At 72.2% G+C, this 22,968-nt stretch carries 19 protein-coding genes and 1 pseudogene; 7 read left to right on the top strand and 13 right to left on the bottom strand.

The window, feature by feature from the left end:
* Positions 1–132: 132 nt before the first annotated feature.
* Positions 133–2,208, bottom strand: coding sequence for a serine/threonine-protein kinase (locus OO52_RS04885; protein WP_030641291.1), 2,076 nt, complete (start codon positions 2,206–2,208; stop codon positions 133–135).
* Between the two features lie 268 nt (positions 2,209–2,476).
* Here OO52_RS04885 and OO52_RS54515 point away from each other — a divergent pair.
* A pseudogene (locus tag OO52_RS54515) lies at positions 2,477–3,278 on the top strand (serine hydrolase).
* 64 nt (positions 3,279–3,342) lie between these two features.
* Here the strand turns inward: OO52_RS54515 and OO52_RS04875 are convergent.
* Complete coding sequence (locus OO52_RS04875; RefSeq protein WP_030641287.1) at positions 3,343–5,049, bottom strand: glycerol-3-phosphate dehydrogenase/oxidase; 1,707 nt, start codon at positions 5,047–5,049, stop codon at positions 3,343–3,345.
* 281 nt (positions 5,050–5,330) lie between these two features.
* Here OO52_RS04875 and OO52_RS04870 point away from each other — a divergent pair, with 281 nt between their 5' ends.
* Entirely contained in the window at positions 5,331–6,539 is a 1,209-nt protein-coding gene (locus tag OO52_RS04870; protein ID WP_030641285.1) for a nucleotide sugar dehydrogenase, read from the top strand.
* A 258-nt stretch (positions 6,540–6,797) separates the two neighbouring features.
* Here the strand turns inward: OO52_RS04870 and OO52_RS04865 are convergent, their stop codons facing one another.
* From OO52_RS04865 to OO52_RS04850, 4 genes are all read right to left on the bottom strand, one after another.
* A complete protein-coding gene (locus OO52_RS04865) occupies positions 6,798–7,922 on the bottom strand; it encodes a GuaB3 family IMP dehydrogenase-related protein (protein ID WP_030641283.1) in 1,125 nt (374 codons plus the stop codon).
* Positions 7,923–8,051: 129 nt separating this feature from the next.
* Complete coding sequence (guaB, locus tag OO52_RS04860; RefSeq protein WP_030641280.1) at positions 8,052–9,557, bottom strand: IMP dehydrogenase; 1,506 nt, start codon at positions 9,555–9,557, stop codon at positions 8,052–8,054.
* A 165-nt stretch (positions 9,558–9,722) separates the two neighbouring features.
* Complete coding sequence (locus OO52_RS04855) at positions 9,723–10,310, bottom strand: sigma-70 family RNA polymerase sigma factor (RefSeq protein WP_030641278.1); 588 nt, start codon at positions 10,308–10,310, stop codon at positions 9,723–9,725.
* A gap of 718 nt (positions 10,311–11,028) precedes the next feature.
* Positions 11,029–11,640: a response regulator transcription factor gene (locus OO52_RS04850; RefSeq protein ID WP_003948568.1), complete on the bottom strand. Its 612-nt coding sequence runs from the start codon at positions 11,638–11,640 to the stop codon at positions 11,029–11,031.
* A gap of 381 nt (positions 11,641–12,021) precedes the next feature.
* On the opposite strand from OO52_RS04850, the gene OO52_RS04845 reads away from it, so the two are divergent.
* Positions 12,022–12,351, top strand: a complete 330-nt coding sequence (locus OO52_RS04845; protein ID WP_030641276.1) for a WhiB family transcriptional regulator — start codon at positions 12,022–12,024, stop codon at positions 12,349–12,351.
* 158 nt (positions 12,352–12,509) lie between these two features.
* Here the strand turns inward: OO52_RS04845 and OO52_RS04840 are convergent, their stop codons facing one another.
* Positions 12,510–13,424: a LysR family transcriptional regulator gene (locus OO52_RS04840; protein WP_030641274.1), complete on the bottom strand. Its 915-nt coding sequence runs from the start codon at positions 13,422–13,424 to the stop codon at positions 12,510–12,512.
* 80 nt (positions 13,425–13,504) lie between these two features.
* On the opposite strand from OO52_RS04840, the gene OO52_RS04835 reads away from it, so the two are divergent.
* The 3 genes from OO52_RS04835 to OO52_RS04825 all read left to right on the top strand — a co-directional run bounded on the left by OO52_RS04835 (position 13,505) and on the right by OO52_RS04825 (position 15,802).
* Positions 13,505–14,173: an MOSC domain-containing protein gene (locus OO52_RS04835; RefSeq protein ID WP_030641273.1), complete on the top strand. Its 669-nt coding sequence runs from the start codon at positions 13,505–13,507 to the stop codon at positions 14,171–14,173.
* A gap of 73 nt (positions 14,174–14,246) precedes the next feature.
* The gene (locus OO52_RS04830; protein ID WP_030641271.1) at positions 14,247–15,020 is read left to right on the top strand and encodes an SDR family NAD(P)-dependent oxidoreductase; all 774 of its coding nucleotides are present in this window, start codon (positions 14,247–14,249) and stop codon (positions 15,018–15,020) included.
* A gap of 74 nt (positions 15,021–15,094) precedes the next feature.
* Positions 15,095–15,802: an ester cyclase gene (locus tag OO52_RS04825; protein WP_030641269.1), complete on the top strand. Its 708-nt coding sequence runs from the start codon at positions 15,095–15,097 to the stop codon at positions 15,800–15,802.
* Between the two features lie 77 nt (positions 15,803–15,879).
* Here the strand turns inward: OO52_RS04825 and groL are convergent, their stop codons facing one another.
* The 4 genes from groL to OO52_RS04805 all read right to left on the bottom strand — a co-directional run bounded on the left by groL (position 15,880) and on the right by OO52_RS04805 (position 19,952).
* Positions 15,880–17,508 carry a chaperonin GroEL gene (gene groL, locus OO52_RS04820; protein ID WP_030641267.1) on the bottom strand — a complete coding sequence of 543 codons (1,629 nt, stop codon included), beginning with the start codon at positions 17,506–17,508 and terminating at the stop codon, positions 15,880–15,882.
* 118 nt (positions 17,509–17,626) lie between these two features.
* The gene (gene groES, locus OO52_RS04815) at positions 17,627–17,935 is read right to left on the bottom strand and encodes a co-chaperone GroES (RefSeq protein ID WP_004955293.1); all 309 of its coding nucleotides are present in this window, start codon (positions 17,933–17,935) and stop codon (positions 17,627–17,629) included.
* 296 nt (positions 17,936–18,231) lie between these two features.
* Positions 18,232–19,041, bottom strand: coding sequence for a polysaccharide deacetylase family protein (locus OO52_RS04810; protein WP_030641264.1), 810 nt, complete (start codon positions 19,039–19,041; stop codon positions 18,232–18,234).
* Positions 19,041–19,952, bottom strand: coding sequence for a polysaccharide deacetylase family protein (locus OO52_RS04805; protein ID WP_196944441.1), 912 nt, complete (start codon positions 19,950–19,952; stop codon positions 19,041–19,043). The genes OO52_RS04810 and OO52_RS04805 overlap by 1 nt, the downstream gene beginning before the upstream one ends.
* 90 nt (positions 19,953–20,042) lie before the next feature.
* Between OO52_RS04805 and OO52_RS04800 the strand changes: the two genes are divergently transcribed.
* A complete protein-coding gene (locus OO52_RS04800) occupies positions 20,043–21,209 on the top strand; it encodes a THUMP-like domain-containing protein (RefSeq protein ID WP_030641259.1) in 1,167 nt (388 codons plus the stop codon).
* 3 nt (positions 21,210–21,212) lie between these two features.
* On the opposite strand, the gene OO52_RS04795 is transcribed toward OO52_RS04800, so the two are convergent.
* Both OO52_RS04795 and OO52_RS04790 read right to left on the bottom strand, forming a co-directional pair.
* Positions 21,213–22,469 carry an RNA polymerase sigma factor gene (locus tag OO52_RS04795; RefSeq protein ID WP_030641257.1) on the bottom strand — a complete coding sequence of 419 codons (1,257 nt, stop codon included), beginning with the start codon at positions 22,467–22,469 and terminating at the stop codon, positions 21,213–21,215.
* 43 nt (positions 22,470–22,512) lie between these two features.
* A complete protein-coding gene (locus OO52_RS04790) occupies positions 22,513–22,869 on the bottom strand; it encodes a YciI family protein (RefSeq protein ID WP_030641255.1) in 357 nt (118 codons plus the stop codon).
* Positions 22,870–22,968 lie beyond the last annotated feature (99 nt).

The following is a 22,968-nucleotide window of genomic DNA, read 5'->3' as shown; positions in this document are numbered from 1 at the left end:
ATCCGTTCGCCTCACGACCCGTTTCGCACACGCATACGGCCGCGTACGGTCCGCGACCTTCACGATACGTGCCGGAGGCAACCCGCACTGAGAGGATGACGGATTCTCACGCACCAAACCGGCGCACGACGCCTACGACTTGGGCTTGAAGGACTTCGTCAACGTCTTCCAGGTGTCCTTGCGCAGTTCGCCGTGCCAGTCGGCGTCCTTCGCGGTGTACATCAGTGCGTAACCGAGGTGGTCGTTCACCACGAAACCCCGGTCGATCGTGCGGTACTCGGTGCCGCCCTCGACGTAGGTGAACTCCCAGTCGGCGGTGTTCCAGTCGCGGTAGTCCACCTGCTCGATGCGGATCCTGTGGTACTGGGAGCGCACCATGTAGCGCTCCTGGTTCCGCCAGTCCGCCACCGGGTCGTCCTTGGGCGTGCCGGTCCAGGCGACGAGCAGCTTCTGCCCGGCGGGCCCGGTGTAGCGGTCACCGGCGGCGCCGCTGGTCTGGTATTCCCATCCCTTGGGCAGCCCGATCGAGTAGCCCTGGCCGCCCTTGCGGGTGGAGACCACCGGAGCGCTCCCGTCGTCCTTCGAGCCGGAGGAGCCGGAGCCGTCGCCGGAGTCGGAGTCGGAGTCGGCGGACCGGCTCGCCCCGGCGTCCGGCGTCGACCCGGTGCTCGCGGAGGCCGAACTCCCTCCGTCCGTCCGGGGCCCGGTGTCCGTGCCGCCGCCCGTGCCCTTGTCCCGCTTGGCGGACGCGCCGGCGCTGGCCGCGGCCTTGGCCCCGCCGCTCTTGTCGCCCTTGCCGTCGTCGCCGTTCAGGACCAAGGCCAGCACGGTCCCGAGCACCGCGAGCACGACCACCACGGCGATGATCAGCAGCGTGCGCCGGGGCACCACATCGGTCAGCGGCGCCCTCGGCACCGGCCGCGTCGGCAGGTCAAGGTCCGGCGGCGGCACCACGGGCCAGCCGGAACTCTGCTTGTTCGCGCTGGAGTTCGGCACACCGGCGGCACTCGATGCCGGACCGCCCGGCCGCGCGGCGGAACCGGCCCCCGGCCCACCGGAGAACCCTGGCCGCGAGCCACCGGACGTCCCGGGCCGCGCACCACCGGGAACCGCGCCTCCGGCGCCCCCGGCGCCCTCCGTGCCGTCCGTCCCCGGCGCGGCCGGCTCGCTCCCGCTCCTGGTCCGCACGGAAGCCGCCGCCGTGGCCGCCCCGGCCGCCTTGCGCACCGACCGCAGGGCGCCGCGCAGCTTCTCCCCGGCCTCCTCGCCCCGCTTGCCCTCCGGCCCGCCGGACTGCGCCGGCAACGGCACCACCTGCGTGGCGTCCAACGGCTTCGGCTCGGGCGCGCGGATCACCGCGTTGAGCATGGCCCGGGCCCCGGCGTCGTCCAGCCGGTTGGCCGGATCCTTGGTCAGCAGGCCGTAGATGACGTCCCGCAGCGGGCCCGCGTTCTTCGGTTCCTCCAGGGGCTCGGTCATCACCGCGGTGAGCGTGGCGATCGCCGAGCCCTTGTCGTAGGGCGGGGTGCCCTCGACCGCCGCGTACAGCAGGCCGCCGAGCGACCAGAGGTCGGCGGCGGGGCCCGGCTTGTGGCCACGGGCCCGCTCGGGGGAGATGTAGGAGGGCGCGCCGACGAGCATGCCGGTGGAGGTGATGGACGGGTCGCCCTCGACCTGCGCGATGCCGAAGTCGGTGAGCACGACCCGGCCGTCCTCGGCGATGAGCACGTTGGACGGCTTCACGTCCCGGTGCAGGATGCCCTCCCGGTGCGCGGAGCGCAGCACGTCGAGGATGGCGAGCCCCACCTCCGCGGCGCGCTTCGGCTCCAGCACGCCGTCCTCGCGGATGACCTCGGCCAGGGACTTGCCCTCGACCAGCTCCATGACGATCCAGGGCCGGTCGTCCTCGTCGACCACGTCGAAGACCGTCACCGCGCTGTTGTTGCGGATCCGGGCGATCGCCTTGGCCTCGCGCAGGGTGCGCGTGATCAGGCGCCGCTTCTCCTCCTCGTCGATGTTCGACGGGAACCGCAGCTCCTTGACGGCGACCGTCCGGCCCAGGGTCTCGTCCTCGGCGCGCCAGACCGTGCCCATACCGCCACGGCCCAGCACGTCTCCCAGCCGGTACCGCCCCGCGAGGAGACGCCGCTCGTTCTTGTCCTGACGAGTCTCCTGACGAGATGTACCCGCCCGCTCCGCCTCCGACATGCGTCCCCTCATACAACCCGCCCTGACAGAGCCTCCATTGTCTCTCACCCGACAAGTGGCCGACGCCCAGGGTGCCCCTGGCCCGGACCCGCCCCCGCCGCGTCGGCAGCCCCTCTGAAGCGGACGTTCCGCTTACCGGGATGATGGGTCGTAAGAAGGGAGGAACCGGTATGCCGCCGCTTGGGACAGTCATGTCCATACCGGTGCCCCTGATCCTGCCGCTCACCCCTGCCGCCGTCCACAACCCTCCCAGAACGCCTTCCGGAGCATCTCCCCGGCGGCGGCCACGGACGCGGTCCTGCCGCTGCTCGTCAGCGACGGCAGGGCACCCGCCGCGGCCCTGCCGGCCCTGGACACCGACGCGGACGGGCACCGCTTCCGCCACGCCGCCGCCGGCGGCCGGGGCATCGCCCGCGCCGACCGCTTCCGGACCGGCAGCGTCACCCAGACCCTCGTCGCGACGGTCGTGCGCCGGCCGGTCGGGGAGCGCCGGCTCTCCCTGTCCGACACCGTGGAGCACCACCTGCCGGGACCGCTCCGCGGGCGCGGCACCGACGGCCGGCGCATCACCCTGCGGGCGCCGCTCACCCGCACCGGCCGACTGGCCGACTTCACCCAAGCCGCCCGGGGCGCCGTGCCCCTGACCTCGCTTCAGGCCGCACCCATCGCTCTCGCCCTCCCCGCCACTCCTACTCCAGGCACCAATTACGTCCTGCTCGGCCTGGCCGTCCGCCAGGTCACCGGTCACTCCTGCGCCGCCGACGGCTCCGACGTCACCGAGCTCGACCCGCGCGTGGCCGGCGCGACGGGTGAGCTGATGACCACACCGGCCGGCCCGGAACATCCGTGCCGCACACGGCTCGTACGGCATGGGGCTGTTTCCGGTGAAGCCGCCGTGCGGCACCACGGTGTGGGGGCACGACGGCCGGACATCCGGGAGCTACGTGCGCAGCGCAGCCACCGCCGACGGCCGCCGGGTCCTCACCTTCCGGGTGAACACGGACGCGATCGCAGACCCGCACCTCGAACCCGCGCTGCTCGCCGCCGAGTTCTGCCCTCGCACCTGGTAGAACGGCTCGGGTTCGAGCAGAGATCCCGGAAACGGCCACTCGTTCGAGTGAACGTCAGTCGCCGCTACAGCGGCACGATGTCGGGCGCGCCCAGCCTCGCGGCGTCCGCCGTCTGGTCGTCCGGCTGGAGCTGGGACTCCCGCTCGGCCTCCACCCGCTTCTCGTAGTGCTCGACCTCGCGGGCGATCTGGTCCTCGTCCCAGCCGAGGACGGGTGCCATCAGCTCGGCCGCCACGCGGGCGCTGCGGGTACCGCGGTCGAAGGTCTCGATGGAGATGCGGGTGCGGCGGGTGAGGACGTCGTCCAGGTGCCGGGCGCCCTCGTGCGAGGCGGCGTACACCACCTCGGCGCGCAGATAGTCGTCGGCGGCCGGCAGCGGCTCGCCGAGCGTGGGGTCGGCGGCGATGAGGTCCAGGACCTCCTCGGCCAGCGAGCCGTACCGGTTCAGCAGGTGCTCCACGCGGACCACGTGCAGTCCGGTGCGCGCGGCTATCCGCGCCCGCGCGTTCCACAGCGCTTGGTAGCCCTCCGCGCCGAGCAGCGGGGTCTCCTCCGTGACACAGTCGGCCACGCGCATGTCGAGCCCGTGCACGGCCTCGTCGACGGCGTCCTTGGCCATCACCCGGTAGGTCGTGTACTTGCCGCCCGCGACGACCACGAGTCCCGGCACCGGGTGGGCGACCGTGTGCTCGCGGGACAGCTTGCTGGTGGCGTCGGACTCGCCGGCCAGCAGCGGGCGCAGCCCCGCGTACACCCCCTGGACGTCGTCGCGGCTGAGCGGCACGGCCAGCACCGAGTTGACGTGCTCCAGCAGGTAGTCGATGTCGGCGCTGGACGCGGCCGGGTGGGCCTTGTCCAGGTCCCAGTCGGTGTCGGTGGTGCCGATGATCCAGTGCCGGCCCCAGGGGATGACGAAGAGGACGGATTTCTCGGTGCGCAGGATCAGGCCGGTGGTGGAGTGGACGCGGTCCTTGGGCACGACCAGGTGGATGCCCTTGGAGGCGCGGACGTGGAACCGGCCGCGCTCGCCGACCATGGCCTGCGTGTCGTCGGTCCACACACCGGTGGCGTTGACGACCTGCTGGGCATGGATCTCGTACTCCCCGCCGCCCTCCACGTCCTGCACCCGGGCGCCGACGACCCGCTCGCCCTCGCGCAGGAACCCGGTCACGCGCGCGCGGTTGGCCACCTTCGCGCCGTAGGAGGCAGCCGTGCGCACCAGCGTGGCCACGAAGCGCGCGTCGTCCATCTGGGCGTCGTAGTACTGCAGGGCGCCGACCAGGGCGTCCTTCTTCAGGCAGGGGGCGACGCGCAGGGCGTGACGGCGGGTGAGGTGGCGGTGCACGGGCAGGCCCCGGCCGTGGCCGCGGGCCATGGACATCGCGTCGTAGAGCGCGACGCCCGAACCCGCGTACAGCCGCTCCCAGCCCTTGTGCTGGAGCGGGTAGAGGAACGGGACCGGCTTGACCAGGTGCGGGGCGAGGCGCTCCAGCAGCAGACCGCGCTCCTTGAGGGCCTCGCGGACCAGGGCGAAGTCGAGCATCTCCAGATAGCGCAGGCCGCCGTGGATCAGCTTGCTGGACCGGCTGGAGGTGCCGGACGCCCAGTCGCGGGCCTCGACCAGGCCGGTGGACAGGCCACGGGTGGCGGCGTCGAGCGCGGTGCCGGCGCCCACCACTCCGGCGCCGACCACCAGCACGTCCAGTTCGCGCTCCGCCATCGCCGCCAGTGCCCCGGCGCGCTGCGCCGGTCCCAGAGTCGCTGTCCTCACCGCTGCCTCCCGCTGTCGCAGACTCGCTCGCGTCGGCCGCACCCGGTGGGCGAAGCCCGGTTCATCCCCTCCTCATGCCCAAATTCTGACCGGGCTGCCCGACTTCAGCCACCACGGGCTCCCGACCTGTGGACAACTTGCGCACAACCGTCGGAAGACACACAAACACAATCACACATAACGGTCATATATGTACCTAGTCTGACAGTGCACTCGCTCGTCTTCTCCACAGCGGTTGCGCACCTGTCCCGCTTCGGCTACTGGGAAGGACGGCCCACTCCATGCCCGCAGACCTCGCCGTCATCGGACTCGGTCCCTACGGCTTGCCGCTCGCCCAGGCCGCCGTCGCCGCCGGCATCCCCACCGTCGGCTATGCCACCGGCCCCGAGGCCGGCTCACTCAGCCCCGCGGAGCTGCGCCGGATGCACTCCGCCGGATTCCGCCCCGTCACCGACCCCGCCCAGCTCGGCCGGGTGCGCACCGCGGTGATCTGCGCGCCCACCCCGCGCGGCGCCGACGGCGGACTCGACCTCACGCAGGTCGAGGCGGCCGCCCGCACCCTGGCCGCACGGCTCCGCCCGCACACCACGGTCATCCTCGAGTCACCGGTGCTCCCGGGAACCACGGAGGAGTTCCTGCGCCCGCTGCTGGAGGAGGGCTCGGGGCTGCGCGCCGGCCGCGACTTCCACCTCGCCTACTCTCCCAGCCGGGTCGACCCCGGCAGCCGCGAGCACACCCCCGCGAGCACCCCCAAGGTGATCGGCGGCCTCACCCCCGCCTGCACCGAGTCGGCCGCCGCGTTCTACGGCCGGCTCACCGACAAGGTGGTACGCGCGCGTGGGCTGCGCGAGGCGGAGACCGTGCAGTTGCTGGAAACCAACTACCGGCACGTCAACATCGCGCTGGTCAACGAGATGGCCGTCCTCTGCCACGAGCTGGGCGTCGACCTGTGGGACGTCATCCGGTGCGCGGAGACCAAGCCCTTCGGCTTCCAGGCGTTCCGGCCCGGCCCGGGCGTCGGCGGGCACGGGGTCGCGCTGGACCTGACCGGGCACGCGACCCGCACCCTGCGCATGGTCGAGCTGGCCCAGCAGGTCAACAGCCGGATGCCCCGGTACGTCGTCCAGCGCGCGGCCACGCTCCTCAACGAACACGGCAAGTCCGCGCGCGGGGCCCGCGTGCTGCTCCTCGGCGTCACCTACAAACCCGACCTCGCCGACCAGCAGGGCACCCCGGCCCAGGAGATCGCCGTACGGCTGATGGGGCTGGGCGCGGCCGTCAGCTACCACGACCCGTACGTGCCCGAGTGGAGCGTCCTGGACCGGCCCGTGCCGCGCGCGGACTCCCTGTACGAGGCCGCCGCCGACGCCGACCTCACGATCCTGCTCCAGCAGCACCGCACGTACGACCTCCAGGGGCTCTCGGTGAAGGCCCAGTTGCTGCTGGACACCCGGGGAGCCACGCCCACGGGGGCGGCGCATCGGTTGTGAAGGGGGCGCGTGGGGGTCTGGGGGCGGCGGGTCGGTAGCGCGGGGGATGCGATCCCAGGGGGTGGGCTGCGGTGGCGTCCCATGGGCGCCCCCTTCCACGATCGCGGGGCCCGGCCCGTGTCCTTGGAAGGGGGCACCCAGCGGAACTGGGTCGCCGATCACGGACACTGCCGCCCCACTACGCCCAGGCATGCGAAAGGGCCGGTCACCCACCATGGATGACCGGCCCTTCCGGCGTCGTGGAGACCGCCCCGGCGACTACCGCCGGTGCTGGCTGTCCGCCACCGTCACCTCGACCCGCTGGAACTCCTTCAGCTCGCTGTAGCCGGTGGTGGCCATGGCGCGGCGCAGGGCGCCGAAGAAGTTCATCGAGCCGTCCGGGGTGTGGGACGGGCCGGTGAGGATCTCCTCGATGGTGCCGACCGTGCCGAGGTCGACCTTCTTGCCGCGCGGCAGCTCCTCGTTGACCGCCTCCATGCCCCAGTGGTGGCCCTTGCCGGGCGCGTCCGTGCCCCGGGCCAGCGGGGAGCCCATCATCACGGCGTCGGCGCCGCAGGCGATGGCCTTGGGCAGGTCGCCGGACCAGCCGACGCCGCCGTCCGCGATCACGTGCACGTACCGGCCGCCGGACTCGTCCATGTAGTCACGGCGGGCCGCGGCCACGTCGGCCACGGCCGTGGCCATCGGGACCTGGATGCCGAGGACGTTGCGCGTGGTGTGCGCGGCGCCGCCGCCGAAGCCGACGAGGACGCCGGCCGCACCGGTGCGCATCAGGTGCAGGGCCGCCGTGTACGTGGCGCAGCCGCCGACGATCACCGGGACGTCCAGCTCGTAGATGAACTGCTTCAGGTTCAGCGGCTCGTGCGAGGACGACACGTGCTCCGCCGAGACCGTCGTACCCCGGATGACGAAGATGTCCACGCCCGCGTCCACGACCGCCTTGGAGAACTGGGCGGTGCGCTGCGGGGAGAGCGCGGCGGCGGTGACCACGCCGGAGTCGCGCACCTCCTTGATGCGGGCGCCGATCAGCTCCTCCTTGATCGGTGCCGCGTAGATCTCCTGGAGGCGGCGGGTCGCCTGCTCGGCGGGCAGCTCGGCGATCTCGTCCAGCAGCGGCTGCGGGTCCTCGTGCCGCGTCCACAGGCCTTCCAGGTTGAGCACGCCGAGGCCGCCCAGCTCGCCGATGCGGATCGCGGTGGCCGGGGAGACCACGGAGTCCATGGGAGCGGCCAGGAACGGCAGCTCGAAGCGGTAGGCGTCGATCTGCCAGGCGATCGAGACCTCCTTCGGGTCCCGCGTACGGCGGCTGGGGACGACGGCGATGTCGTCGAAGGCGTACGCCCGGCGGCCGCGCTTGCCGCGCCCGATCTCGATCTCAGTCACGTTGGTGGCCTTTCCCTATGCGTTGCAGCGCCTTCCAGTATCGCCGACGGGTACGGCAACGGCGGCCCCGGATGCTCCGGGACCGCCGTGGCACGAGCCTCACGCGCGCGTGGGCGCCATGTCTCGCCGCTACTTCTTGCTGCTGTAGTTCGGCGCCTCGACCGTCATCTGGATGTCGTGCGGGTGCGACTCCTTCAGACCCGCCGAGGTGATCCGCACGAACCGGCCCTTGGACTCCATCTCCTCGATGGTGGCGGCGCCGACGTAGCCCATGGTCTGGCGCAGGCCGCCGACGAGCTGGTGCAGCACGTTGGCGAGCGGGCCGCGGTAGGGCACCTGGCCCTCGACGCCCTCGGGCACGAGCTTCTCGTCGGCTGTGACGTCGGCCTGGAAGTAGCGGTCCTTCGAGTACGACCTGCCCTGGCCGCGCGACTGCATGGCGCCGAGCGAGCCCATGCCCCGGTAGGACTTGAACTGCTTGCCGTTGATGAAGAGCAGCTCGCCCGGGGACTCCTCGCAGCCGGCGAGGAGGCTGCCCAGCATCACCGTGTCGGCACCGGCGGCCAGCGCCTTGCCGATGTCGCCGGAGTACTGCAGGCCGCCGTCGCCGATCAGCGGGATGCCGGCGGGACGGGCCGCGAGGGACGCCTCGTAGATGGCGGTGACCTGGGGGACACCGATACCGGCGACGACACGGGTGGTGCAGATGGAGCCCGGGCCCACGCCCACCTTGATGCCGTCCACACCGGCGTCGATCAGCGCCTGGGCGCCGTCGCGCGTGGCGACGTTGCCGCCGACCACGTCGACGTTCACGCTCGACTTGATCTTCGACATCCAGCTCAGGGCGTTGCTGTTGTGGCCGTGCGAGGTGTCGACGACCAGGAAGTCCACACCGGCGGCGGCGAGCGCCTGGGCGCGCTCCAGCGCCTCCGGGCTGGCGCCGACCGCGGCACCGACGAGCAGGCGGCCCTCGGCGTCCTTCGCGGCGTTGGGGTACTTCTCGGCCTTGACGAAGTCCTTGACCGTGATCAGGCCCTTGAGGACGCCCTCGTCGTCCACCAGCGGCAGCTTCTCGATCTTGTGCTTGCGCAGCAGCTCCATGGCCTCGGGGCCGGAGATGCCCACCTTCCCGGTGACCAGCGGCATCGGGGTCATGACCTCGTGCACGCGCCGGGTGCGGTCGCTCTCGAAGGCCATGTCCCGGTTGGTCACGATGCCGAGGAGCTTGCCGGCCGGATCGGTGACCGGGACGCCGCTGATGCGGAACTTCGCGCACAGCGCGTCCGCCTCGGCGAGCGTGGCCTCCGGGTGCACCGTGATCGGGTCGGTGACCATGCCGGACTCCGACCGCTTCACCAGGTCGACCTGGTTGACCTGGTCCTCGATGGAGAGGTTGCGGTGCAGCACGCCGACGCCGCCCAGCCGGGCCATCGCGATCGCCATGCGGGACTCGGTCACCTTGTCCATCGCCGCCGACAGCAGCGGGATGTTCACCCGCACGTTGCGGGAGATGCGGGACGAGGTGTCGACCGCGTTGGGGAGCACCTCGGATGCGCCCGGCAGCAGCAGCACGTCGTCGTAGGTCAGCCCGAGTGTCGCGAATTTACCGGGCACTCCGTCGACGTTCGCAGTCATGACACCTTCCCCAAATGGCCTTGATCGGTGCGGATGTCCATGCTAACGGGAAGCGTCGCTAGCAAATTCCACGGTACGGGGTCGCTTCAGGCTTCGTATGTTCGTACGGAAACGGCGACGCACCTGTTCAGCGCGGGAGCTACTGCGGGCTCCGCGCTGGGGGGTTCACTGTTCGGCGAGCGCCCTCAGGCGGCTCAGGGCCCGGTGCTGGGCCACACGGACCGCACCGGGTGACATTCCCAACATCTGCCCCGTCTCCTCCGCGGTCAAGCCCACGGCGATGCGCAGCAGGAGCAGTTCGCGCTGGTTCTCGGGGAGGTTGGCCAGCAGTTTCTTGGCCCACTCGGCGTCGCTGCTGAGCAGGGCGCGCTCCTCGGGGCCGAGGGAGTCGTCGGGCCGCTCGGGCATCTCGTCGGACGGCACCGCGGTCGATCCCGGGTGGCGCATCGCCGCCCGCTGGAGGTCGGCGACCTTGTGGGAGGCGATGGCGAAGACGAACGCCTCGAAGGGGCGGCCGGTGTCGCGGTAGCGGGGCAGGGCGAGGAGGACCGCCACGCAGACCTCCTGGGCGAGGTCCTCCACGAAGTGGCGCGCGTCGCCGGGCAGCCGGGACAGCCGGGTGCGGCAGTAGCGCAGCGCCAGGGGGTGGACATGGGCGAGCAGATCGTGCGTGGCCTGCTCGTCCCCGTCGACGGCACGATGCACGAGCGCACCGATCGCCCCGTGGGCCGTGCCCGCCTCGTCGTCGCGCATCGGTCCATGGTGCCTTGCGGCCGTCCGGTCCGTCGCATCGTGCTCGTGGTTGTGCACCGAAGCGTTATGAGCAGGTGCGCCGGCACTCATTCCCCGCGCCCTCCCCTTCCGCTCGACCGACTCGTCCCCGAGAGACTCCACACCTCAAGGATGCGGCATCCGCGCCGAAACGAGCAGCGCGCGTCCGGCGGGCCGCCCTGTCCGCGCCCCTCGGGGCGTTCGGCGAGGTGGTGCGCCGGAGTGGTCACGCACCGCGTTCGGCACCGGTGCGCGCCGGGGCGGTCGCCCGTCGACGCGTTCCACCGGATGCGAGCGCTGCTGCCGACTCCCGCGGTGTCCGCGCCGGCTGTACGACGGTTGGCCGCCTGCTTGTACGACGGCTCGCCGCCGGCCTCTGCGACGGTTCGCCCGCCGGTGCGGGACCCGGACGGCCGGGGTGACCAGGGTGGACCGGCACGACCGGAATCACCCGGACGGCCCCGTCCACCGAACGGCACGGCGGCCCGGCACACCGCCGCCCGCACGACCGCGCCCCGCACGGCGCCCGCCCGCAACCACCGGCGGGCACCACGCCCCGGAGACAAAGGAGACCGGATCGCAGGAGGGCGAACCGGGCCGCCCTCGACGAGCGCGGTCGGCCGGCCACCGCACAGGAGCCGCGGGCGCGGACGGCACCGGGACGCCCCGGCGCCGAGCGGCCCGCCCGGCCTCGCACTCGCTAGCGGACCAGTCCCCAGCGGAAGCCGAGGGCCACCGCGTGCGCCCGGTCCGAGGCGCCCAGCTTCTTGAACAGGCGCCGGGCGTGCGTCTTGACGGTGTCCTCGGAGAGGAACAGCTCGCGGCCGATCTCGGCGTTCGAGCGGCCGTGGCTCATGCCCTCCAGGACCTGGATCTCACGCGCGGTGAGCGTGGGCGCGGCGCCCATCTCGGCCGAGCGCAGCCGGCGCGGGGCGAGCCGCCAGGTGGGGTCGGCCAGCGCCTGGGTCACCGTGGCGCGCAGCTCGGCGCGCGAGGCGTCCTTGTGCAGGTATCCCCGCGCACCGGCGGCGACCGCGAGGGCCACCCCGTCGAGGTCCTCGGCGACGGTGAGCATGATGATGCGCGCGCCCGGGTCGGCGGACAGCAGCCGGCGCACGGTCTCGACGCCGCCCAGGCCGGGCATGCGCACATCCATGAGGATGAGGTCGGAGCGGTCGGCGCCCCAGCGGCGGAGGACTTCCTCGCCGTTGGCCGCCGTCGTCACACGCTCGACACCGGGCACGGTCGCGACCGCGCGGCGGAGCGCTTCTCGGGCAAGCGGGGAGTCGTCGCAGACGAGGACGGATGTCATGACCGCCCTCCGCAGCTGATGCGCGTCACCTTGAGCCTCCAGGCTGGTACGGAATCGTCACCTGTGCGGTCGACCGTCTCGGACGCCTGCCCGAGCGCTTGTGTTCTCAACCGCCTCCGCACTCTCAACGACGGTCACTCGAAAGAGTTACGGGCCCGCGTGCCGTCTTCGGCACTCTACGTGAGGGCGTCGACACGGTGCAGACATGCTCGACGGACCCACAACTTTTCATCACAACCTATGCCCCATTCAGCCCCTTTTCTTCCCGTTTCGCAGTGTCCGGGGCTAGATTCGCAATGAGTCATATTTTCATCTCCTTAGACCGGAGATGTACGGTCGTTGGCACCGTATCCGCCCAGAACGGCGACAAGGGGTCACGTAATGGCAGATTTCTCCCGCCTTCCCGGACCGAACGCGGACCTGTGGGACTGGCAGCTGCTGGCTGCCTGCCGCGGGGTGGACAGCTCGCTCTTCTTCCACCCGGAGGGCGAGCGCGGGGCGGCTCGGAGCGCTCGCGAGAACTCGGCCAAAGAGGTCTGCATGAGGTGCCCGGTCCGTGCGGAGTGTGCGGCGCACGCGCTGGCGGTGCGCGAGCCGTACGGCGTCTGGGGCGGCCTGACCGAGGACGAGCGTGAGGAGTTGATGGGGCGGGCACGCAACCGCCTGGTGGCGGCCTCCACCACCAGCGGGGACACCGCTTCGGATCACTGAGGGAAGCTTCGGATCACTGAAGGAACGTTTCTGCAACACCCATAGGCAAAGCATCCACTTCCTTACCGGGCACGCGCGCGCGTGCCCGTGGCCCGTCCGGGCGACCCGCCGTTCCCCAGGCGGTCACCCTTCTGCGAGCGACCCCCTGCGTCTTTGGGCTATCCCTGACCGCGCCCCGCCGCCCGCGCCGCCCGGGCCAGCTGCTCCAGCGTGGCGGACACCGCCGGCACCTGGGCCAGGTCGGGCAGGGTGAGGGCGACGATCTCGCGCCGTACCGCCGGTTCCAGCCGTACCGTGCGCACGCCCCGCGGCCGTACCGACTCCACGGCCAGCTGGGGCAGTACGGCGACGCCGAGACCGGCGCCGACCAGGCCGACCACGGCCGGATAGTCGTCGGTGGCGAAGTCGATGCGCGGGGTGAACCCGGCCCCCTCGCAGACCTCGACGAGCTGGCCGCGGCAGCGCGGGCAGCCCGCGATCCAGGGCTCGTGGGCCAGCTCGCCGATGGCGACGGTGTCCGCGCGCGCGAGCCGGTGCCGTTCGGGCACCAGGGCGACCAGGCGGTCCGTCAGCAGGGGGCGCACGACGAGGTCGTCCCAGTCCTCGGCGACCGCCGCACCCTCGTAGCGGAAGGCCAGGGCGAGGTCGCAGTCGCCTTCGCGGAGCAGTTCCACGGACCTCGGCGGCTCGGCCTCCTCCAGGGAGACGCGGGTGCCGGGGTGGGCCGCGCGCAGGGCGGCCAGGGCGGTCGGGACCAGGGTGGAGCTGCCGCTGGGGAAGGAGACCAGCCGGACCCGTCCCGCACGCAGGCCGGCGATGGCGGCGACCTCCTCCTCGGCCGCGGTGAGCCCGGCGAGGATGCCGGAGGCGTGCCGGACCAGGGCCTCGCCGGCCTGGGTGAGGCGCATCTCGCGCCCGGTGCGGACCAGCAGCGGGGTGCCGACCGAGGCTTCCAGGGCCTTCATCTGCTGGCTGACGGCGGGCTGGGTGCAGCCCAGCTGGCGTCCGGCCGCCGAGAAGGAACCGGTGGTCGCGACGGCGCGCAGGACGCGGAGATGACGGGCCTCGATCACCCGTCGAGCATAAGGCAGCCTTGGGCGGGGTGTCCGATAATGCGTCGACGCTTTGGGACCGGATCGCTTACCGTGCGGGGATGAAGCTTCTCTCGGTCAATCTGGGCAGGCCCCGGCAGGTGTCCTACACGAGTCAGGCGGACGGCCTGACCGGCATCGACAAGCGCCCTGCCGACGGCCCGGTGCGGGTGGCGGCGCCCGGCCCCAAGGGCGTCGGCGCGGGCGGGCTCGCCGGGGACGCGGTGTGCGACACGCGCCACCACGGCGGTGACGACCAGGCGGTGTACGCGTACGCCCGGGAGGACCTCGACGCCTGGGAGCGCGAGCTCGGCAGATCGTTGGCCAACGGTTGCTTCGGCGAGAACCTCACGACGGACGGTCTGGACGTGTCCGGGGCGGTGATCGGAGAGCGCTGGCGGATCGGCTCCACCGTCGTACTGGAGGTGACCTCCGGCCGCATTCCGTGCGCCACCTTCCAGGGCCATCTGGGCGAGCGCGGCTGGGTCAGGAGATTCACGCGGAAGGGCGCAACGGGCGCCTACCTCCGGGTGATCGAGCCGGGTGAGATCCGGGCGGGCGATCCGGTCGAGATCGTGCACCGGCCGGACCACGGGGTGACGGCGGCGATGCAGTTCCGCGCGGTCACCACCGAGCGGGAACTGCTGCCCCGGCTGCTCGCGGCGGGCACGGCGCTGCACTCCGAGACGCTGGCGAAGGCCCGGAAGTACGCGTCCGAACACGGAGCCTGAGACCCGCCGGCCGCGCACCGGGCGCAGCGCGCGGACCGCGGAGCCTGTCGGTCCGGGTCACTACGCTTGGGCCATGACAACGGCTCTGATTACGGGATCGACCGCGGGGATCGGTGCCGCGTTCGCGCGGCGGCTGGCGGCTGACGGGCATGACCTCGTCCTGGTCGCGCGGGACACCAAGCGGCTGCGTGAGCAGGCGACGGAACTGCACGACCGGCACGGCATCGAGGTGGAGGTGCTGACCGCCGACCTGGCGCAGGACAAGGGCATCGAGGCGGTGGCCGACCGGCTCGGCGACCGGAAGAACCCGGTCGACCTGCTGGTCAACAACGCCGGCTTCGGCAACAAGGGCCGCTATCTGGAGGTACCGATGGCGGACGAGCTGCGGATGCTCAAGGTGCACTGCGAGGCGGTGCTCCGGCTGACGTCGGCGGCGGCCGAGGCGATGCGCGAGCGCGGCCGGGGCGGGGTGGTGAACGTCGCCTCGGTGGCCGCGTTCGTCCCGCGCGGCACGTACGGCGCGTCCAAGGCGTGGGTCGTGCAGTTCACCCAGGGCGCGGCCAAGGACCTGGCCGGCAGCGGGGTCCGGCTGATGGCGCTGTGCCCGGGGTTCGTGCGCACCGAGTTCCACGAGCGGGCCGGCATGGGCACGGACAACATCCCGGGCTGGATGTGGCTGGACGCCGACAAACTGGTCGCGGCGGCCCTGAACGACCTCGCGCGCGGCAGGACGGTGTCCATCCCCGACCCCCGGTACAAGGCGCTGATGAGCCTGGTGAAGGTGACGCCGCGCGGGCTGCTGGGCGGGGTCAGCTCCCGGACCGGGCGCAAGTACGGGCCGCAGTAGCGGGCGGGTGGCGCCGCCGTCCCGGTGGGAAAATGGGCGGGACGGTACCGGACCAGGGGGGCCGGAGGCGGCGCATGACCTTCGTACAGCTCATCGAGTGCAGGACGAGCCGGCTGGACGAGATGAACCGGCTCATGGACGACTGGGTGCGGCAGACCAAGGGGAAGCGGACGGCGACGCACGCGGTGGTCGGCACCGACCGCTCGGACGCGTCGCACGTCGTCGAATTGGTGGAGTTCCCGTCGTACGAGGACGCGGTGCGGAACTCGAACCTCCCGGAGACCGACCGGATCTTCCGGGGGCTGGTCGCGCTGTGCGACGAGATGCCGACGTTCACCGACCTGGACGTCGTACGGGACGAGAGCCTGTCCGAGGGCATGGTGCGCGGGTTCTTCGAGGCGCTGTGCACCGAGGGCGAGCTGCCGCCGCTCAACGACCTGCTGGACGAGGACATCCACAGCCATGATCCGCTGAACCCGCAGGACACCATCGGGCTGGACAACGTCCGCGCCGAGTTCCGGATGTGGCGCGGCGCCTTCGACTTCGCGTTCACGGTCGAGGACGTGCTCGCCCAGGGCGACCGGGCCTGCGCGCGCTGGACCTGGTACGCCACGCACCAAGGGGATTTCCTGGGGATCGCGCCCACCGGCAGGCAGGTCACCGCGACCGGGATGACGCTGTTCCGGTTCGGCGACAACGGCAAGATCGCCGAGCTGTGGTGGCAGCACGACCAGCTCGGGCTGATGCAGCAGCTGGGCGCACTGGACACGTTGGAGCAGTAGCCGCGTCGGAGCAGTGGACAGGGCGAAGGCCCGGCCCCCTCGTCGGGGTGCCGGGCCTTCACTCGGAAGCGCTGGGCTCAGTGCGCGTGGCCGTGGCTGTGGCCGTGGCCCGCGGCCTCCGGCTCCTCTTCCTTCTTCTCGACGACCAGGGTCTCGGTCGTGAGCAGCAGGGAGGCGATGGAGGCGGCGTTCTCCAGGGCGGAGCGGGTGACCTTGACCGGGTCGATGACGCCGGCCTTGATCAGGTCGCCGTACTCGCCGGTGGCGGCGTTGTAGCCCTGACCCTTGTCCAGGTCCTTGACCTTGGACACGATGACGTAGCCCTCCTGGCCGGCGTTCTCGCCGATCCAGCGCAGCGGCTCGACCACGGCGTTGCGGACCACGGAGACACCGGTGGCCTCGTCGCCGGACTTGTCGAGGTTGCCGTCCAGCACCTTGGAGGCGTGGACCAGGGCGGAGCCACCACCGGAGACGATGCCCTCCTCGACCGCGGCGCGGGTCGCGGAGATGGCGTCCTCCAGACGGTGCTTCTTCTCCTTCAGCTCCACCTCGGTGGCGGCGCCGACCTTGATCACGCACACGCCGCCGGCCAGCTTGGCGAGGCGCTCCTGGAGCTTCTCGCGGTCCCAGTCGGAGTCGGTGTTCTCGATCTCGGCCTTGATCTGGGCGATGCGGCCCTGCACGTCCTCGGACTTGCCGGCGCCGTCGACGATCGTGGTGTCGTCCTTGGTGACGGTGACGCGGCGGGCGGAGCCGAGCACGTCGGTGCCGACCTGGTCGAGCTTGAGGCCGACCTCCTCGGAGATGACGGTGGCGCCGGTGAGGACGGCCATGTCCTGGAGCATCGCCTTGCGGCGGTCGCCGAAGCCGGGGGCCTTCACCGCGACGGCGTTGAAGGTGCCGCGGATCTTGTTGACGACCAGGGTCGACAGGGCCTCGCCCTCGACGTCCTCGGCGATGATCAGCAGCGGCTTGGAGGAGCCGGCCTGGATGACCTTCTCCAGCAGCGGCAGCAGGTCCGCGATGGCGGAGATCTTGCCCTGGTTGATGAGGATGTAGGGGTCCTCCAGGACAGCCTCCATGCGCTCCTGGTCCGTCACGAAGTACGGCGACAGGTAGCCCTTGTCGAAGGCCATGCCCTCGGTGAAGTCCAGCTCCAGGCCGAAGGTGTTGGACTCCTCGACGGTGATGACACCGTCCTTGCCGACCTTGTCCATCGCCTCGGCGATCAGCTCGCCGACCTGCTGGTCCTGGGCGGACAGCGCGGCGACGGCGGCGATGTCGGACTTCTCGTCGATCGGGCGGGCCGAGGCGAGCAGGTCCTCGGAGACGGCCTTGACCGCGGCGTCGATGCCCTTCTTCAGGGCGGCCGGGGAGGCACCGGCGGCGACGTTCTTCAGGCCCTCGCGGACCAGCGCCTGGGCGAGGACGGTGGCAGTGGTGGTGCCGTCACCAGCGATGTCGTTGGTCTTGGTCGCCACCTCCTTCACCAGCTGCGCGCCGAGGTTCTCGTACGGGTCCTCGATCTCGACCTCGCGGGCGATCGTGACACCGTCGTTGGTGATGGTGGGGGCGCCGAACTTCTTGTCGATGACGACGTTGCGGCCGCGGGGGCCGATCGTCACCTTGACGGTGTCGGCAAGCTTGTTGACGCCGCGCTCAAGGGCGCGACGGGCGTCCTCGTCGAACTTCAGGATCTTCGCCATGGCAGCGGGAGCCCTCTCGGAAATCTGTGGGTGAAAAACGCCGCGCCCCGGGCGCCCGGCTTCTTATCGATCGCGGGGGCCAGGGGCGCAGCTTCAAGCAGAGAGTCGCTTGAGGTGATTACTTCTCGATGATCGCGAGGACGTCGCGAGCCGAGAGGACGAGGTACTCGTCGCCGTTGTACTTCACCTCGGTGCCGCCGTACTTGCTGTAGAGGACGACGTCGCCGACCTTGACGTCGAGCGGCAGACGCTCGCCGTTCTCGAACCGGCCCGGGCCCACGGCGAGGACGGCGCCCTCCTGGGGCTTCTCCTTCGCGGTGTCCGGGATGACCAGGCCAGAGGCCGTGGTCTGCTCGGCGTCCAGCGGCTGGACCACGATGCGGTCCTCGAGCGGCTTGATGGCAACCTTGGAGCTGGCGGTCGTCACGATCCGACCTCCCCCTTCGGAGATCTCACGGGGTTAACTGTCTGAGGTGGCGACCAGGTCGATCCGTCGTCGCGGGTGCCGGACCTGCCCGTCGCGTTTGTCTGGCACTCTCCAGGGGGGAGTGCCAGAGCCGAGACTATGACCGTGGTTAGCACTCGGTCAAGCGGAGTGCCAATTGCCCGCGGCGCGTCGGCCGGATTCGCGGCATGCGGGTCACCGTCCCGGGGACCGCCGTCCCCGGATCCCCGCCGTGGGGCCCGGCGGCCCTCGCCCTCACGCGCCGGACAGGCCGGTTCTCACAGGTAGTCCTCCAGCAGGCCCACCGTGAGGCCTCTCCCCTGCGCCTCCGTCAGCACCCGTACCGTCCGCTCCCACAGGGCCGGGCCGGTCGACTCGTCGGGGCCCACCAGGACGATGTCGCCGGGGCGGAGGTGGTGGGGGCCGTGGGTGTAGGCGAGACCGGCCGGGGTCTGGGCGGCGCGCCACAGGACGAGCGCGGAGATGCCGCAGTCGGCCGCCGCGCGCAGGGTGGTGCGGTCGTAGGAGCCGTAGGGCGGGCGGAAGAGGCGGGGCCGGACGCCGAGGGCGGCGCGGAGGCGGTCCTGCTGGCCGCAGATCTCGGCGCGCTGGCCGGCGTACGGCAGTCCGGCCGGGGCCCGGTGGTCGACGGTGTGGTTCTGGATGCCGGCGCCGAGGGCGCGCAGGCGGGCGAAGTGGTGGTAGCCGGGGGCGGCGACGCTGTCGGTGAGGAACAGGGTGACCGGGAGCCTCAGTTCGCGGACCATGTCGACGAAGCGGGGGTCCCGCTCGGCGCCGTCGTCGTAGGTGAGGAAGACGACCGGGTCGCGGGTGGGGACGTGGTCGACCACGGGGGGCGGGGCGCCGGCCCCCTGGTGCTCGGCGAGCGGGCGGGCCGGGGGCACCGGGGAGCGGGCGAGGGGCCGGGTCAGGCCCCAGGCGCGGTAGCGGTGGTCGGGGGCGGTGGTGTGCGGGCGTACCCCTTCGGCGGCCTTCTTGCCGAGGCGTTCGATGGGGTCGACGGACTGGGCGCAGCCCGTCAGGAGCAGGGCCGCGGCGAGGGCCGCGGCCGGGCCCCGAGCCCGCATCACAGGTAGTCCTCCAGGCGGGCCACGGCGTAGCCCTCGCGCGTGACCTTGTTCAGGAAGCGGCGCATGTCGTCCACCATCGTGCCGTCCCAGTCGTCCCGGCCGCGGAAGTGGGTGAGGACGATGTCGCCGCTGCGCAGCCGCTTGTCGTCCTCGCGGTACTCCCAGTGGTCGACGAAGACCTCCTCGTTCCAGATCGGCGCGTACTTGATGCCGCACTCCTTGGCGGCGACCAGGGTGTCCTGGTTGTAGTTGCCGTAGGGCGGGCGGAAGACGGTGGGCGCCTTGCCGAACTGCTTCTTCATGACGGCCTGCATGCCGCAGATCTCGTCCTTCTGCTCCTCGTAGGACAGGCCCGGCAGGTAGGGGTGGTGCAGGGTGTGGTTGTTGAGGGTGTTGCCGTAGGACCGCATCTTCCGGAAGTAGGCGTAGTCGTCCTTCACCAGGTAGTCGCTGAGGAAGGCGGTGTACGGGATCTTGAGCTCGCGCATCATGGCGAGGAACCGCGGGTCCTTCTCGGCGCCGTCGTCGATCGTCAGGAACACGACCTTGTCCCGGGTGGGGACCGTGGTGAAGACGGGGGGCAGGTCCCAGTCCTCCTGGTGGTCCACCTCGAATCCGTCGCGGGCGGTGATCCTCGGCTTCACCGCGGGTGGCGGCGGAGGCGTGAGCGGGACCTGGTCCAGCCGCCAGCGCCGGGCGGCGGCGGCCAGCCGGGCGTGTTCGGCGGCCCGGCGCGCCGCCGGGTCCTGGGGCTGGGCGGGGCCGCCCTGGCCGGACGCGGTGCGCACGGACTCGGGCCCGGCGCATCCGGAGAGCAGGGTGGCGGCGGCCAGTGTGGCGGCTCCGCCGCAGAGGGCCAGCCGCCGGAGACGAGTCCGACTTTTGTCATTTTGTACTACTGCTCGCATGGTGCCGGATCCTCCCAGGCCCCGGCCCGCGACCCCGGACGACACCGCCGCGGGAGGCGCACCATCCACCGACTGGCCCACAATGACCCGGTGAACGACCTCGCTCTGCTCCTCACCCCCGAAGGCCGCGCCCTCCTCGACGAGGTGCGCGACACCGAGCCCGCGCGGGAGCTGGCCGTGGCCACCCGGCTGCGCCGCGAGCACCCGGCCGAGCTGGTCTCCGCCGCGCTCGGCCAGGCCCGGCTGCGGCAGCGGGCGGTGGCGAAGTTCGGGGCCGAGGACGCCGGGCGCATGTTCTTCACGCCCAACGGGGTCGAGCAGTCGACGCGGGCTTCCGTGGCGGCGTACCGGGCCGGGCGGCTGAAGGAGCTCGGCGTGACCTCCGTCGCCGACCTGTGCTGCGGGATCGGCGGGGACGCCATCGCGCTGGCGCGGGCCGGGATCCGGGTGCTGGCCGTGGACCGGGACCCGCTGACGGCGGCCGCGGCGCGGGCGAACGCCGAGGCGCTGGGGCTGGCCGGCCTGATCGAGGTGCGCGAGGCCGACGTCACGGAGGTGGACACCGCCGGGTACGACGCGGTGTTCGTGGACCCCGCGCGCAGGGGTGGGCGCGGCCGCGTGTTCGACCCGGAGGCGTACTCGCCGCCGCTGTCCTGGGCGGTCGAGACGGCCCTCAAGGCGCCCCGCGCCGCACTGAAGATCGCTCCGGGCATCCCGCACGAGGTGGTCCCGGCCGCGGCCGAGGCCGAGTGGGTCTCCGACGGCGGCGACGTGAAGGAGGCGGTGCTGTGGTTCGGGACCGGGACGCCGGGCGCGGTGCGGGCCACGCTGCTGCCGGGGCCGCGCACGCTGCTCGGCCGCGGACTGCCCGATCCCGGGGTGCGGCCGGTGGGGCGGTACCTGTACGAGCCGGACGGCGCCGTGATCCGCGCGCACCTGGTCGCGGAGGTGGCCGAGGAGGTCGGCGGCGGGCTCCTGGACCCGACCATCGCGTACGTCACCGCGGACGAGCCGCGGCCCACGCCGTACGCCACCGCCTACGAGATCACCGACCGGCTGCCGTTCAACGTGAAGAAGCTGAAGGCCCTGCTGCGCGAGCGCGAGGTCGGCACGCTGACCGTGAAGAAGCGCGGTTCGGCGGTCGAGCCGGAGGAGCTGCGCCGGAAGGTGAAGCCGCAGGGGCCGAACGCGGCCACCGTCTTCCTCACCCGCGTCGCCGGGGCGCCGACGATGCTGATCGGCCGTCCGCTGGGCTGACGCTCAGCCGCACTCACGCGCCCTGCGCAGCAGTAGCTGCCGTTCCCTCCCGTTGTGGGTCAGGGCCGCCGCCCGCAGGAACTCCTCGCGGGCCTCGGCGGTCCGGCCGAGGCGGGAGAGGAGGTCCCCGCGGACGCTGGGCAGCAGGTGGTAGCCGCGCAGCGCGGGCGCGGCGGCCAGGGCGTCCACCAGCTCCAGGGCCGCCTCCGGGCCGTCGGCCATCGACACGGCGACCGCGCGGTTCAGCTCGACCACCGGGGACGGCGCGCGGACGGCCAGCAGGCCGTACAGGGTGGCGATGGCGCGCCAGTCCGTCTCCTCGTACGTGTACGCGCGCGCGTGGCAGGCGGCGATCGCCGCCTGGAGGGTGTACGGGCCCGGGGGGCCGCTCGCGGTGGCCTCGGCGCGGTCGAGGGCCCGGACCCCGCGCGCGATGAGCATGCGGTTCCAGCGGCGGCGGTCCTGGTCCTTGAGCAGTACCGGCGTGCCGTCGGTGCCGGTGCGGGCGGCGGCGCGGGACGCCTGGAACTCCAGCAGCGCGGTCAGGCCGTGCACCTCGGGCTCCTTGGGCATCAGCGCGGACAGCACCCGGGCCAGCCGCAGCGCGTCCTCGCACAGGCCGGGGCGCAGCCAGTCGTCGCCGGCGGTGGCCGCGTACCCCTCGTTGAAGATCAGGTAGATGACGTCCAGCACGGAGCCGAGGCGGGCCTCGCGGTCGGGTCCGTACGGCACCTCGAAGGCGATGTTCCGCTTCGCCAGGGTGCGCTTGGCGCGGACGATCCGCTGGGCGACCGTCGGCTCCGGGACCAGGTAGGCACGGGCGATCTCGGCCGTGGTCAGACCGCCGAGCAGGCGCAGGGTGAGCGCGGTGCGGGCCTCCGGCGACAGCACCGGGTGGCAGGCGGTGAAGACCAGCCGGAGCAGGTCGTCGTCGATGTCGTCCGGGTCGGCCGGCGCGTCGTACGACGGCGGGGCCGTCTCCAGGTCGCGGCCGAGCTCGGCGAGTTTGCGGGCGTAGGTCTCGCGGCGCCGGACCAGGTCGACGGCCCGGTTCCGGGCGGTGGCCATGAGCCAGGCGCCGGGGTTGTCCGGCACCCCGTCCAGCGGCCACCGCTCCAGGGCGGCGACCAGTGCGTCCTGCGCCAGCTCCTCGGCGATGCCGACGTCCCGGACGATCCGGGCCACCCCGGCGATCACCCGGGGCGACTCCAGGCGGAAGACGGTCTCGATGGCGTGCGCCGTGGCGGGCTGTGTGTCCACAGCCCACCATGCAACACCCTGGACGGCGGCGGGCCAAACGGGCTCAGCCCTCGGCGATCTCCCGCAGCTCGCAGGCGAGCCGCCACTCCGGGCCGTGGACCTTCAGGAAGCGCTGGGTCCACTCCAGCGCCTCGGCCCGGTCCTTGCACTGCATGAGCGCGTAGCCGCCGACGACCTCCTTGGACTCGGTGAACGGGCCGTCGGTCACGGAGACCTTCTCCCCGTCCCACTCCGTCCGGACGGCCTCGGCGGACGGGGTGAGCCCGGCGGTGTCGAGCAGCACACCGGCCTTGGTCATCTCCTCGATCAGCTCGCCCATCCGCTGCATCAGCTCCGCGCTGGGCCCCCCGGCGGGGCCCGTGGACTCGTCGACGCGCACGAGCGACAGGTAGCGGGGCATGGTGACTCCTTCGGTCGGGGCGGCGGGTCCGTTCCCGCCGCTCACCCCTTGCGTCGAACGGGAGACACCCGGATCGACACGGTCGCGGAAAAAAGTTCC

The organism is Streptomyces flaveolus, assembly GCF_000716535.1.
GTDB lineage: Bacteria > Actinomycetota > Actinomycetes > Streptomycetales > Streptomycetaceae > Streptomyces > Streptomyces flaveolus_A.
Note: the sequence above shows the minus strand (reverse complement) of the source record. Positions and strands in the feature narration are given on the sequence as shown.

Bases quoted from the DNA above. Each gene is read 5' to 3' on its own strand.
- guaB (WP_030641280.1), bottom strand. From the start codon at position 9,557: ATGACTGCGAACGTCGACGGAGTGCCCGGTAAATTCGCGACACTCGGG.
- OO52_RS04870 (WP_030641285.1), top strand. From the start codon at position 5,331: ATGCCCGCAGACCTCGCCGTCATCGGACTCGGTCCCTACGGCTTGCCG.
- OO52_RS04885 (WP_030641291.1), bottom strand. From the start codon at position 2,208: ATGTCGGAGGCGGAGCGGGCGGGTACATCTCGTCAGGAGACTCGTCAG.
- OO52_RS04835 (WP_030641273.1), top strand. From the start codon at position 13,505: ATGAAGCTTCTCTCGGTCAATCTGGGCAGGCCCCGGCAGGTGTCCTAC.
- OO52_RS04845 (WP_030641276.1), top strand. From the start codon at position 12,022: ATGGCAGATTTCTCCCGCCTTCCCGGACCGAACGCGGACCTGTGGGAC.
- OO52_RS04830 (WP_030641271.1), top strand. From the start codon at position 14,247: ATGACAACGGCTCTGATTACGGGATCGACCGCGGGGATCGGTGCCGCG.
- OO52_RS04850 (WP_003948568.1), bottom strand. From the start codon at position 11,640: ATGACATCCGTCCTCGTCTGCGACGACTCCCCGCTTGCCCGAGAAGCG.
- OO52_RS04810 (WP_030641264.1), bottom strand. From the start codon at position 19,041: ATGCGGGCTCGGGGCCCGGCCGCGGCCCTCGCCGCGGCCCTGCTCCTG.
- OO52_RS04805 (WP_196944441.1), bottom strand. From the start codon at position 19,952: ATGCGAGCAGTAGTACAAAATGACAAAAGTCGGACTCGTCTCCGGCGG.
- OO52_RS04855 (WP_030641278.1), bottom strand. From the start codon at position 10,310: ATGCGCGACGACGAGGCGGGCACGGCCCACGGGGCGATCGGTGCGCTC.
- OO52_RS04790 (WP_030641255.1), bottom strand. From the start codon at position 22,869: ATGCCCCGCTACCTGTCGCTCGTGCGCGTCGACGAGTCCACGGGCCCC.
- OO52_RS04825 (WP_030641269.1), top strand. From the start codon at position 15,095: ATGACCTTCGTACAGCTCATCGAGTGCAGGACGAGCCGGCTGGACGAG.
- groL (WP_030641267.1), bottom strand. From the start codon at position 17,508: ATGGCGAAGATCCTGAAGTTCGACGAGGACGCCCGTCGCGCCCTTGAG.